The 12,295-nt window shown below is 65.2% G+C and carries 10 protein-coding genes; 4 read left to right on the plus strand and 6 right to left on the minus strand.

Annotated elements, in window-relative coordinates; all coding sequences use genetic code 11:
• Window positions 1–28: 28 nt before the first annotated feature.
• Window positions 29–199, plus strand: a complete 171-nt coding sequence (locus E2484_RS25100) for a hypothetical protein (RefSeq protein ID WP_170977385.1) — start codon at window positions 29–31, stop codon at window positions 197–199.
• A 28-nt stretch (window positions 200–227) separates the two neighbouring features.
• Here E2484_RS25100 and E2484_RS16390 read toward each other — a convergent pair whose 3' ends face one another.
• Window positions 228–1,688, minus strand: a complete 1,461-nt coding sequence (locus E2484_RS16390; protein ID WP_321112682.1) for an arylsulfotransferase family protein — start codon at window positions 1,686–1,688, stop codon at window positions 228–230.
• 573 nt (window positions 1,689–2,261) lie between these two features.
• On the opposite strand from E2484_RS16390, the gene E2484_RS16395 reads away from it, so the two are divergent.
• Window positions 2,262–6,587: an Eco57I restriction-modification methylase domain-containing protein gene (locus E2484_RS16395; protein ID WP_137286256.1), complete on the plus strand. Its 4,326-nt coding sequence runs from the start codon at window positions 2,262–2,264 to the stop codon at window positions 6,585–6,587.
• On the opposite strand, the gene E2484_RS16400 is transcribed toward E2484_RS16395, so the two are convergent.
• Window positions 6,584–7,330 (minus strand): ribonuclease H-like domain-containing protein, encoded by a 747-nt coding sequence (locus E2484_RS16400; protein WP_137286257.1) that lies wholly within the window; start codon window positions 7,328–7,330, stop codon window positions 6,584–6,586. The genes E2484_RS16395 and E2484_RS16400 overlap by 4 nt on opposite strands.
• 437 nt (window positions 7,331–7,767) lie before the next feature.
• Window positions 7,768–8,103 (minus strand): hypothetical protein, encoded by a 336-nt coding sequence (locus E2484_RS16405; protein WP_137286258.1) that lies wholly within the window; start codon window positions 8,101–8,103, stop codon window positions 7,768–7,770.
• A gap of 319 nt (window positions 8,104–8,422) precedes the next feature.
• Here E2484_RS16405 and E2484_RS16410 point away from each other — a divergent pair, with 319 nt between their 5' ends.
• The gene (locus E2484_RS16410) at window positions 8,423–9,049 is read left to right on the plus strand and encodes a GNAT family N-acetyltransferase (protein WP_137286259.1); all 627 of its coding nucleotides are present in this window, start codon (window positions 8,423–8,425) and stop codon (window positions 9,047–9,049) included.
• 394 nt (window positions 9,050–9,443) lie between these two features.
• On the opposite strand, the gene E2484_RS16415 is transcribed toward E2484_RS16410, so the two are convergent.
• Complete coding sequence (locus E2484_RS16415) at window positions 9,444–10,082, minus strand: metal-dependent hydrolase (protein WP_137286260.1); 639 nt, start codon at window positions 10,080–10,082, stop codon at window positions 9,444–9,446.
• A gap of 159 nt (window positions 10,083–10,241) precedes the next feature.
• Here E2484_RS16415 and E2484_RS16420 point away from each other — a divergent pair, with 159 nt between their 5' ends.
• Window positions 10,242–10,928 (plus strand): cyclase family protein, encoded by a 687-nt coding sequence (locus E2484_RS16420; RefSeq protein WP_137286261.1) that lies wholly within the window; start codon window positions 10,242–10,244, stop codon window positions 10,926–10,928.
• 8 nt (window positions 10,929–10,936) lie between these two features.
• Here E2484_RS16420 and E2484_RS16425 read toward each other — a convergent pair whose 3' ends face one another.
• Both E2484_RS16425 and E2484_RS16430 read right to left on the minus strand, forming a co-directional pair.
• A complete protein-coding gene (locus E2484_RS16425) occupies window positions 10,937–11,167 on the minus strand; it encodes a recombinase zinc ribbon domain-containing protein (RefSeq protein ID WP_137286262.1) in 231 nt (76 codons plus the stop codon).
• A 117-nt stretch (window positions 11,168–11,284) separates the two neighbouring features.
• The gene (locus E2484_RS16430) at window positions 11,285–12,196 is read right to left on the minus strand and encodes an ArsR/SmtB family transcription factor (RefSeq protein WP_137286263.1); all 912 of its coding nucleotides are present in this window, start codon (window positions 12,194–12,196) and stop codon (window positions 11,285–11,287) included.
• Between the last annotated feature and the right edge of the window lie 99 nt (window positions 12,197–12,295).

Below are 12,295 nucleotides of genomic sequence, written 5' to 3' on the forward strand. Positions count from 1 at the left end.
CAAGGGCCAGCAGGCCCTACACTCTCCCGTGAGTTCCGACAATCGAGACGTCCGAGACCGGGATGCCGGAGGCCGGGGTGTCGGACACCGAGACTTCGGAGACCGGTCGGCGGGCGAGCGTCGGAACGACGAAATCGACCGGCTGTTCGGGTCACTGCCGACCGTCCGGGTGGCGCGGCTTCCCGACGACGAAGCGTGAGAAGTCGAAAGCGTCGGTCCGAGGTCCGTCAGTCGTCCTCGACCCGGTGGTCGTCGAGTTCCGACCCCGCCTGCGACGACCTGAAGCGGGGCGCGACGGCCCAGTAGGACTCGAAGGCGAGCCATATCACGGCGACGAGCACCCCGAGAACCGACGCGAACAGCGCCGGGAAGCCCATCCACGCCGGCGTGACGTACATGAGACCGTTGAGGTACTTGCCCGGAATCAGGTTCTTCAGAAATATCCAGAACTGTTCGTCAAGCGGCGGCGTCCGGGACTCGATTGCTCCGCGTTCGGCGCTCTCCCCGCCGGCGCTCTCGTCGCCCGTGCCGAGGCGCTCGGACTCGTACGGGAACGCCAGGTCGGCGCTCCAGACGGTTTCACCCTGCTCGTTCACCTCGAAGACTCGGTTGCCGTTGGAGTCGGTGATGAGGGTGTTGCCGTTGGGCAAGCGGTCGGCGTCCCGGGGCCACTGCATCCGGGCGTCGCGCCACGTCCACGATTGGACCCACTCGCCGTCCTCGCGCTGATACTCGATGACGCGGTTGTTCTCCGAGTCGCCGACGATGACCGCGGGGCCGCCCTCGGATTCCGGAATGTAGTCCGGGTTGTGCTGTTCGTAGAGCGTGTCGTAGTCGTCCTCAGCGCCGAGAGTCCAGTCCTCCATCAGGCCGCCGCTCCGGTTCAGGAAGAGGACGCGGTCGTGGTTCCGACTGCTCACCATGATTCGGCCGTCGGGGAGTCGCTCCACGTCGTTGATGTGCGACCAGTCTTCGGGGTAGGGACCTCCCGAATCGGCGGGCGAGAAGGCGTCGGAGGCGTTCCACCGCCACCCGATGCGGCCGGTCTCGGCGTTCACGACGAACACCCTGTCGAGATAGATGTCGGCGACCAGCAGGTGCGTGTCGTTGATGCGGTCCACGTCGTGGTAGCGCGTGCCCGACTTGCCGGGCGTCACCTGCGACCAGACCGGCGTGACCTCGCCGGTCGTGAGGTTCACTCGTTCGAAGCCGTTCCTGGTACACGCACCAACGTCCTGCTGGTGGTCGAGGTACTCGTTCCACGTCTCGCGGTCCACGGCGTACTGCGAGACGTTCCAGTCGTCGGGACACTCCGACGCGGTGAGATGGTCGGCGTAGCCGTACTCGACGGTGGCTTCGGTGCCCGCCACCGGGTCCACGTCCCAGTAGCGAGTGTGCGAATCGTTGTAGTAGAGCATCGACCCGTTCTGTGCGAACGCGACGAGTTCGGCCCGCGCGCGCGGCCCTTCGCCGCGGTCTCCGAGCCACGAGTTCGAGTCGGTCGCGACGACCGTGACTCCGTCGTTCGGCGGTACGACCTGCGCTCCGGGATCGGTGGGACCACTACCGTCGAGGTGATCCTCGACGGTTCCGTCGGCCGAACTTATCGCGTATCCGGACCCGACGGTGAGCGCCATAACTGCGAGCAGGACGATAAAAACTGCGCGAAGGCGGCGTTTTCGAGGCACTACAGGTTTGGCAACGAATGCGTATTTAGTCTTTACTGAAACCGCGCAACATGGTTGACAGGTTCGACGGGGAAGACAGGCCACAGTCCACGCTTCAGAACCGCGGTTTGCAGTCCTGCCGAGTCCGACCAACCTCTCGAAACCAACGGTAAATCGGTCTAGTCCAATTTCAGTGACCATTCGGCCCGGAGCGCGCTGGCGCGTAGTCGTCGGGAGCGATGCGACCGACTGCTCGGCGGACCAAAGTTGCCTTTTGGCCGACTACCTCGAACGGTCCCACGAACGAGGAAGGCGTGCATCGCGTACGACCGGAGGTAAAGTTATATATTGCGATAACAAATAAAAATGTGGTTTTGGGAAATGATGTAGATGGTAACAAACGACTGTCTGATTCTCGGCGAAGCCTCCGAACGACCGCCGGGCGCTCGGACCGTCGCGGTGACCTTCCGAGATTACGAAGCTAGCCAGAGTACTCTTCTGGTCGGTTCTCGTAACTACGGGGCGGAAGTGACAACGCATTTTTGTTAGACGATTCGGGGCTAGGAGAACTTCCGAGATGACGCGTGAGAACCTATGTGGACGACGCTGAACTACCGCAAAAACCGGGACCTCTTCTCGAACTACTATCTAGACGAGCATCTCCCCGAGACCGACGACTGGAACGTCGCCGACGAAGCCGAGGTTCGGGCGGCCCACGAGGAAATTCGGGACCGCTACCGGCAGGAGTCGGGCCTAGCGGCCGAATACGGCGAGCGCCAACTGCGCGAGACCCTCGTCGGCCCGGTGTTCGAGACGCTCGGCCTGAAGACCGCAGTCGGGCAACCGGTTCGCGGCGGGCCGCTCCGCCCCGACTACACCCTCTTCGGGAGCGAACGCGCCCGCGAGGACGCCTTCCAGCGGCGACGCGACGGCCGGTCGTTCCACGCGAACGCGCTCGCCGTCGCCGAGGTCAAGCGGTGGGGCCAGTCGCTCGACGGCGGGAGCGACCGCGACTTCGCCGACCCGAGCTATCGGATTCACGCCTACATCGACGCGACGGGACTCGACCGGGGCATCCTCACGAACGGCCAGAAGTGGCGGCTCTACTACGGGCCGACCGGCCACCGATTCGACTCCTACTACGAAATCGACCTTCCGAAACTGCTGGCGACCGACGAACCGGAGGAGTTCAAGTACTTCTATCTGTTCTTCCGCCGGGAGGCGTTCGTCGGCGAAACGGCCGGTCGGAACGTCGAGGCAGTGTCCGCAAGCCGTCTCGACACCGACCGCCCGTTCGTCGAACGCGTCCACCGAAAGAGCAACGTCTTCGCCGAGGAGTTGAGCGAGGACCTCCGGGAGAACGTCTACGAGGCGCTCTCGCTGCTCGCACAGGGGTTCGTGGAGAGCGCAAGGAAGGACAGCGCGGGAGACCGCGGAGAAGACAGCGCGGAACACCGCGGAGAAAATAGCGCGGCCGAACCCGGGCGTGACTCCCTCGCGTGCGACCTCGAAACGGTGTACGAGGCGTCGCTGACCTACCTCTACCGACTCATCTTCGTGCTGTACGCCGAGAGCGACGGCCGGAACCTGCTCGACACAGACAACGAGGTCTACCGCAGGCGGTACAGCCTGAACGCGCTCAAGCGTCGAGTCGCGGCGGAACTCGACAGTCCGAACCCCGTCTATCGGTCGTGGCAGACCACCCTCTGGGACCGACTGGACGACCTGTTCGCGCTCGTGAATCGGGGGAGCCGAGCGCAGGGAATCCCCGCGGACGACTTCTACGTTCCGGCGTACGACGGCGGACTGTTCGAGAGCGGCGCGGATTCGGGGGAAATCGGCGCGTTCCTCGACTCGCACGCGGTCGGAGACGCGTACCTCGCACGAGTGGTCGAACTGCTCACTCGCCGGGACTCGGCCCGCGAGGACGAGGGCTGGGTGTTCGTGGACTACTCGTCGCTCGACGTGCGCCACCTCGGGAGCATCTACGAGGGCCTGCTGGAGTACGAACTCGAAATCGCGGACGCTCCGGTGGCCGCGGTGCGAGAGGACGGCGAGCAGGAGTGGGTTTCCGCCGACGCGGCCGACCCCGCGGAGACCGTCGCGCGAGTCGAACCCGGCGACGCGTACCTCACGACCGAGACCGGCAAGCGCAAGACCACGGGGTCGTACTACACGCCCGAGTTCGTCGTGGAGTACGTGGTCGGGCGCACGCTCGAACCTCTGCTGGACGAGATTCGGGCTGACCTCGACCCGGCCGACCCCGACTACGCCGAGGCGTTCGCCGAGCGCGTCTTCGACCTCGCCGTCCTCGACCCCGCGATGGGGAGCGGCCACTTCCTCGTCGAGACCGTCGAGTACCTCGCGCGGGCCGTCGTCGAGGCCCAGCAGGTGCAGGTCGAACGCGACGACCGAGAAGGGGCCGACCGAGAGGGGGCCGAGCGTACGAACGCCGAAAGTGTCGGCGACGTCCGCGACGTCCACCGGGCGCGCAGGCAGGTCGCCAAGCAGTGCATCTACGGCGTGGACCAGAACGGGATGGCGGTCGAACTGGCGAAGATGTCGCTGTGGCTCCGGACGCTGGCGGCCGAGCAACCGCTCGCGTTCCTCGACCACCGACTCGTGCAGGGCGACTCGCTGGCCGGAACCGACGTGACCGAGATCGAGGAGTCGACCTTCGGTACCGGCTCGAACGCCGCGCTGACCGAGTTCGGCCCGAACCGAACCGACGCTATCGGCGACTTGATGGACGCCCAGCGGGAGTTCGCCGTCTCGGAGAGCGAGACACTCGCCGACGTGAAGGAGATGAAGCGAAAGTACGCCGAGCTCCAGCGTGACGACCTCGGGCGGCAACTCACCGCGATGGCGAACGTCCACACCGCCGAGCGATTCGGACTCGACGTGCCCTCGGGGGCCTACGAACGAATGGGCCGAGCGTTGGACGACGCGAGGGCGTGGGCAGAGGTCGCCGAGGAGTCGTGGTTCGAGGAGGCCCAACGGATGGCCGACGACCGCGAGTTCTTCCACTGGAAACTCGCCTTTCCAGAGGTGTTCGTCGACGAGGAAGCCCCGCCGAAGACCGGGACGGAGGCGAAGTTCGACGCCGTGATCGGCAACCCGCCCTACGTCCGGAGTCGAAACCTGTCCGACGACCGCAAGGAGTACTACCGAGAGGAGTTCCGGACCGCGCAGGGTTCCTACGACCTCTACGTCCCCTTCGTGGAACTCGCGGTCGACCTCGGACGCCGGGTCTCGCTGGTCGTCCCGAACAAGTGGACGACGACCGATTACGGCCGGGAACTCCGGAACTCACTGCTGGACGATTGGGGCCTCCGCGAGGTACTGGACGTCTCGAACCTCGACGTGTTCCCCGACGCCAACGTCTATCCCGTAGTCGTCACCTTGGGGGAGGAGCGATCGGACGACTTCGATCGCGAGATACTGGTCCGCCACCCCGACGACGAGCGCGCGCTGAACGCCGCCCGGACCACGGCCGTCTCCCGGTCGCTCGTGGACCGCCTCGGCGGCCGAGTCGTCCCCCTCGACCTGGACCCCGAGTTCGCCGACGTGGCGTCCGACGTGCTGGCCAGATGCGATAGACTGGCCGACCACGCGACCCTGACCGAGGGCGTCCACACGGGCAACGTCCGCGAAGAACTGCTGACCGACGACCCCGACGCGGCGGCCGAAGACGCTCCGTGCCGAAAAATCGTGGATGGAACGTCGGTCGAGAGGTATCACCTCGACTGGGACGGGAGGTGGATTCGCTACGACGAGTCGCTTGTCGAGCGACAGAACGGCGACTACGCCGACCTCCGGCGTCCCGACTGCTTCGAGGGCGAGAAACTGCTCGTCCGAGACATCAGCGACCGGCCCGTCGCAGTGTACGACGACGAGGATCACTACGCGCTCAACACCCTCTACAGCGTCGAACTCCGCGAGGATTCGGACCTCTCGCTCCGGTACCTGCTCGGGGTGTTCAACTCCGCGTTCGTAGCGACCTACTTTCGACAGGTGTACGGCGGCACCCACGTCAGTGGCGACTACCTCCGGTTCAAGCCGATGTTCGCCGAGCGGATTCCGGTGCCCGACCCCGACGGCGCCCCGATCGAAGCTAGCGAGGTCGCCGAAATCGCCGCGCACGCCGGGGTCGAAGGCGTGCCCGAGCACTCCGAAAACGCACTCGAAACGTCCACGGACCCCGAAGAAATTGTGGCGGCCCTGACTCGACGCCTTCGGGAGATCCGAGACGAGCGCGCAGCACTACGTCTCGACGTACTGGACTATCTGGGTGACATCGCAGAGCAAGTAACAAAGGAGTCGGGACTCGCACTCGGCGAGGCCGGCGTCCCCGCGTCGGGCGTCGGCGACTCGATACTTGCCGAGACGACGACCGACCGCGAAGGCCTCCGAATCGGCAACGTGCAGGTCCGGCGAGAGGACGATGGTGGTGACAGTAGTGATAGCGACGATAGCGAAAACCGGAACCTCGTCTTGACGACGACTGCGCGCTACAAACCCGACGACGACGGGCGAGACGATCGCGAGACCGACGAGTGGGGGTACGCCGAGACCGACCCCATTCCGGCACTGCGATTTCGGGACCTCCGAGAGACCGAGCGAGCGCTGGTCGAAACGTGGGTTCCGGCCGCAGTAGAGCGTGCCGAGGGGTTCGCCGGGTTCAGGAGGTACGCGACCAAGACGAACTCGCCGATGGACCGCCTGCGGGCACTGGCCCTGCCCGACCCCGAGACGGTCGCCGACGAGGTGGAGCGGTATCGGGAGGTTCGCACGCGGGCGAACTACCTCGATGAGAGAATCGCTACGCTGGAAGAAGCCATCGACGAAATCGTCTACCGGTTGTACGGACTGGACGACGACGAGGTCGAAGTGGTTCGTACTGCTCGTCGTACCGACTAAACGTACTGCTCGAACACCTCGGACCGCAGGGTCCCGTGGACGTGTTCGAGTAGATTTCGCAGGTTCTCGGTGTCCTCGCGGTTGTACTTTACCAGACGTTCCAGCGCAGCGTCGTCCTCGTCGCGGTCGTAGCGGTGCCAGAGTCGGACCGCCTCGCGGCCGTCCACGTCGTCGTCCGCGCGGTCGATGCCGACCTCTTTCTCGACGTTCTTCAGGCCGCCCGAGAGGCCGACCTGCTTGCAGGTGTACATCAGGTCGAGATGCGGCGTGGTCACGTCGAGGTCGAAACTGTCCTCCAAGAACGGTTGGTCGAACCGCTTGCCGTTGAACGAGACCAGCATGCTCGACTCGGCGAACTCCTCGCGGAGGGCGTCGGTCGAGAGGTCCTTCCCCTGCACGTAGGTCCGGGTGTCGCCGCCGCGGTGGAGGCTGACCGTGGTCACGTCGTGGCGCGCGCTGTCGAGGCCGGTGGTCTCGATGTCGAAGAAACAGACGTCCTCGGCGAAGTTGTCGTAAGCCCGCCAGAGGCTCCCGCTCGGGAGGTTCTCGCCGAAAAAGGTGGCGTCGCCAGCGTCGAGTCGCTCTCGGGCGGCGTCGATGAACTCTCGGACGTTCTGGCCGGTCTTCGGGCCGAGCAGGTCGTCCTCGAAGTCGTCCCAGTGCGTGACGCCCCGTTGCCAGAGTTTGCGTTCGGTCTTCTCGCCCACCCCACGTGCCGCGATGAAGGAGTTCTGGAGTTTCATTAGTGGGGAGGGTTAGTTGGAAGGGTCTTAGTGTATATGATTTGGGACGGCGACGGGTCGAAACGGTTGGTGTGACACACCGAAAAATGCCTCGGCGCGAGCGCCGGCCGACCTACGCTTAGACGCGGATGCTGGCGCGACAGAGGGGACACGAGTGGCCGTCGCCACTCTGGTCGAGTTTCGATTCGTTCCCGGTCCAACCGCAGTCGGGGCAGAGGTAGGTGTCGCTCCCCATGGTCAACCATTGTCGAGACTGACGGAAAAGAGTGGGGTACGCCGAAATCGAGACCAGTTGGTCACGATAGACGCGAGAACCGGTGACAGAGTCGGAACTCGTTCGCTTCAGAAACCCCGCGCTCGCGGCCCCTTTCACTCCCCGACGGTGGTTTGTGGCGGAACGCGCCGACAGTGGTCTGCCGAGAGACGACCGTCCGAGTTCACTTCAGCAGGTCGCGGTACTCCGGGTGGACCCACGCGTACTCGACGGTTTCCAACCCCTCGCGCACGTCGTAGTTGCGCGCCAGCGTCTCGGCCTCGTCCTGGCGGACCCCCTCGGCGTCGAACGGCATCACCGACGCGAACACGCCTTCGTAGTGGTAGACCACGCGCTCGCCGCCGTCTTCCAGTCCGACGAGCGAGTAGGCTCCGTTGTTCCGGCGCAGCAGGTGGGCGGCCTTCACGTACACGTCGACACCGCCTCGTTCGCGGGCGATGGCCTCGCAGAGTCGGTCGAAGAGGTCGGTGTCTCCCGCGGGCGTGGCTGAACTGGCCATGTGAGAGTGCTGGACCGAGAGCCCTAAAGCGATGAGCCAAGCGCGGTGAAACTGAAAGTGGTCGCTCGCGGTCGTACGTTCCCGTTCTGTAGACGACAGAGATGGAGAGTATCGTACGAACACGTAGATTGATAACCGCCGAGAGTGAAGTACGAACGCCAACCTGATTGATAGTCAGTGTCTGGCGTCCTGGGCTGGTATCCCATCATCACTACCCCCAAACTGGCTTCCGGCGGTTCGAGTACTCCGATTCGACCATCGAACAGTCGATTCTGTCGCGGGCCGAAGCACACATGCCTCCAGCCGACGTACTTGGCCCGTGTTTCCCGACGAAATCGAGACCGAGCGCCTGCGGTTCGTGCGTCTCTGCCGGGAGAACGTACCGACGGCGGAACTCTACCAACACATGCGCGCCGGGGCACCTCATATGAGCGAGGTCAGCGAGTACGTCATGTGGGACCCCCACGAGACGCCGAAGGACACCCACGACTACCTCACCGACGTCGAGGACCAGTGGGACGACCGCGGGCAGGCCACCTACGCTATCTTTCCGCAGGCAGGGGAGTCCAGCGGCGAGACGGGGGAGTCCGACGGCCAGCGTAAACTCGCGGGCACGACCAACCTCCACTTCGATTGGGAGCGTCACTCGGCCGAACTAGGCATCTGGCTCCGCAAGCCCTTCTGGGGCCGGGGCTACTCCGGCGAGCGCGCGGCGGCGATGCTGGAACTGGCGTTCGACCGACTCGACCTCGAACTCGTCGGCGCGTCGCATCAGGACGGCAACGAGCGCTCCCGACGTGCCATCGAGAAGTACGTCGAGCGGTTCGGAGGCCAACACGACGGCGTGCTTCGCAACTTCGTGCCGTCGGACGACGAGGTTCGGGACCTCCACCGCTACACCGTCTCGCGGGAACAGTATCGGGAAGCGGTAGAGAACGATATGTAGGTGTTAGAATACCGTATTCCTACCTTTATACCAAACTTTACTTTCTGAAAGAATTATTCAGTTGTCTCGCGGATTCGAGTACAGTTCGAGTAGACCAGACCGCACAGTACTGCGACCGTACCGCCAGCGACCGCACAGCAACCGTACCGCCAGCGACCGCACAGCAACAGTACTGCGCGCGACCGCACGTCAACCGCGCCCCGTACCCGACCGCGTTTGCGCTCGCGCAAACGCGGTCGCGGCCCGTGGTCGGTGACGATTCACGAAACGCGCGGTCGATTACGGACGCGAAAGCCGTGGTTCGTCGCCAGTCACGAAACTCGCGATTGGTCGGAGGTCGATAGAAACGGGGGTCGTCGCCGAGAGTCCGACGCTCGGAAGCCAGTCGTCCGAGTCAGTCGCCGGTCTCGACCCGCGGCGTCGGGTCGCTCCCGTCGCGGAATCGCTCGGGGAGGTGCGGATGCACCGCGGACGGAGCGAGCGGAACGAGGCGCTCGACCAGTGCCGCGAGGTGCTTGCGGGCGATCGCGTACCCCGCCGAGACCAGCAGGACCGCGCCGACGAACGTCCGGACCGGGCCGTCGAAGGCCACGAACGCCGGGGCACCGAAGACCACCGCGACGAGCAGGTCCTCGGGCGCGCCGTCGTAGCGAATCCAGCGCCGCGGGGCGACCCACCGCCCGCGGTAGTGGTCGTACACCGCTCGCTCGGACTGGGCCTGCCACGGCTTGAGTTCGAGACCGCCGCCGAACACGTCCATCAGCGAGTGGGCCGCGGCTCCGGCGAGGAAGACCGCGAGCGCGACCGTCGCTACGCCGGGAGCCACGACTGCGAGACCGATCGCCGGAAGCGCAGCGACGGCGTAGTACACCGGGTAGTGGAGCGTCCGACGATGGCCCGCGTAGAGGTCGAGGTCGGGGAAGACGCTCCCGACGACGCCAGCGACGAGCGCGACGGGCGCGAACTCGGGGGCGACGCCCATCGCGGCGCTGGCGAGGACGACACCGAACAGGGCGTGGGTAGTCGCCATCATGTATTCGAGGGGTAGGGTACAGGTGGTATAAAGGCGTGCCGTGTCATTCGGTGCCTACGTTCACACTTTCGACCGTCGGGCTACCGCGTGCTGGAAAGTCCGACCCGAGAAGTGACCGAAACCCGAACACCGTTAGCCACCGAGCGACAACGCCATCCCGTGCCTACCCGCGACCTCTCTCAATCCCTGGACGACGCCGCTACCGTCTATCCGGGCGACCCGGAAGTCGAGACGACCCCCGCGGCGACCCACGAGACGGACGGCTATCGCGTGACCGAACTCCGACTCGGCACTCACTCGGGGACCCACCTCGACGCCCCGAGTCACACCGAACCGGACGGAAAGAGTCTGGACGAGTTCGACGTGGGGCAGTTCGCGTTCGACGCGCGCCTCGTTGACTGCTCGGAGTCGGGCGCGCGCGACTCCATCGGCCCGGAGGCGGTGCCGGACGACGCGGACGCGGAGATGCTGATCTTCCGGACCGGTTGGGACGACCACTGGGGCACCGACCGCTACTACGACCATCCCTATCTCGCTCCGGAGACCGCCCGGAAGTGCGCCGAGAGCGGCTATCACGTCGGAATCGACGCGCTGAATCCGGACCCGTCGCCGAGCGCGACCGGCGCGGAAACCGAAGCGGAAAGAGGCGTGAAAACGGAAGACGACTCGAAAACGGAATCGGAACCCGACGGAGTGCCCGCCCATCACGAACTGCTCGGGAGCGGTCTGTTCGTTCTGGAAAACCTGACGGCTCTCGGAGACCTGCCAGCGCAGTTCGAACTCCGGGCCTATCCGCTCGCGCTGGCGGCGGACGGGTCACCCGTCAGGGCCGTCGCGGTGTGGTAGATCGAAACTCAGTGTGTCGACGGAAGCACGTCCTTCACCGGATAGAGGTCCTCGTGAATCCCCTCCGCGTCGCAGTCGTCGTTCGGACATCGGTAGTACCACCCGTCGTCGGTAGCCTCCGAGGCCTGAAATCGCTCGCCACATCGGCCACAAAACAGCAGCGAGTCGAAGTCGTCCGCCGCGCGGGAAAGGTCTACGTCGTCAGTGCCGGTCTCCCGACTCTCGAGCAGTTGTTCCATACTCGTATATATCGCAGCATCGTATAAAAGACCCACCGTTTTTCCACACGTTCGGGAAACGATTCGAAAATTTAGCCGTAGGATCGGAGAATTCGAACCTGGGGCTACGGACCCGTCTCACCTCGTGCGCAGGTACCACGCGGCCCCGAGCGCGAGCAGGACGACCACCCCGCCAGCGAAGAAGACCAGTCCCGGCGGGAGACCGCTGGTCGCGACCCCGGCCGACTCGGCGACGGTGGTCGTAGAACGTGCGGCCTCCTCGGTGACGAACCGGGTCGTTTCGGCCGCCGTTCGCGTCGGTTCCGCCGCGGTCTGGGTCGCTTCTGTGGCGGTACGAGTCGCTTCCGCGGCGGTCTGAGTCGATTCCGCGGCAGTCCGAGTCGATTCGGCCGCGGTCGACGTTCCGGCGTCGGCGGCCGTCTCGGCTTCGCCCGTAGTGACCTTCTGGTCGGACGCGGTTTCGGCCGTGTCCCCGGCGTTCGCGCCTGATGCACTCGCGTTTTCCGCCGTGGTCGTCGCGGCCAAGGAATCACCGCCGCCACCGCCGTCCCACGACAGGTCGGTATCGACGACGCCACCTCCCGGGGTTCGACCGCCGAAGAGTCGCTGTACGACGAGACTCGACAGACCCAGAATCCCGAGCGCGCCGAGGAGACGGGAGAGCGCGGACTCGACGCCCGGAGCGTCGTCGTCGCTCCCGGCGAAGACGACCAGCGGTTTCGCGGCGGGCGCGTACACCTCCATCTCGCGGCCCTTCTCGGAGTAGACGGTGTCGGCGACTTCCACGAGGTCGGCGTCGCTCAGTTTTTCGAGGTGATACCGGACGTTCTGGATGGAGGTGTCCACGTCGTCGGCGAGCGCGGAGGGCGTCGCGGGGTCGTCGTACAGCATCCCGAGGATGTCGCGGGCAGTCTCGGACTGGAGGGCGGCGAGTAGGTCGTCGGCGTCGTCGCTGTCCACGCCGATGACCTTGGGTTCACCCCCGTCTCCGGCCGAAGGGTCGGGGCTGGAGGGCAACAGGTCGGCCATATCGGACTGTTGTGGTCAACTGGGATATATTTTTGTCCCTGTCGTGTCGGCAGAATTTCGGGTGCGAGCGGGGTCCGTCCGTGACGGTATCGAAACCCC

This window comes from Halorussus salinisoli (assembly GCA_005239435.1).
GTDB classification, from domain to species: Archaea; Halobacteriota; Halobacteria; order Halobacteriales; family Haladaptataceae; genus Halorussus; species Halorussus salinisoli.